This window comes from Anaerococcus lactolyticus ATCC 51172, from assembly GCF_000156575.1.
Classification (GTDB): domain Bacteria; phylum Bacillota; class Clostridia; order Tissierellales; family Peptoniphilaceae; genus Anaerococcus; species Anaerococcus lactolyticus.
On the sequence record NZ_GG666229.1, the window covers coordinates 1 to 217 of the forward strand.

The following is a 217-nucleotide window of genomic DNA, read 5'->3' on the forward strand; positions in this document are numbered from 1 at the left end:
GTCAACGTGGTGAGCAAGAAGCCGCAACTGCAACAAGCCAACGCCCTGACCCTGCGTGGCTCGGCCTACGCCCACGGGCGCAACGGCAGCGGCGGCCAGCTCGACTCCACCGGCCCGCTGGGCGACAGCGGACTGGCCTACCGGATGATCCTCGATCATGAGGACGAGGATTACTGGCGCGACTTCGGCAAGAGTCGCGAGACGCTGGTGGCGCCCT

1 protein-coding gene is annotated in these 217 nt (G+C 67.3%); it reads left to right on the forward strand.

Going from position 1 to position 217, the window contains the following annotated elements; genetic code table 11:
• Nucleotides 1-217 (forward strand): hypothetical protein (locus tag HMPREF0072_RS11805; RefSeq protein ID WP_155811927.1); only part of this gene is annotated, 217 nt, incomplete at both ends.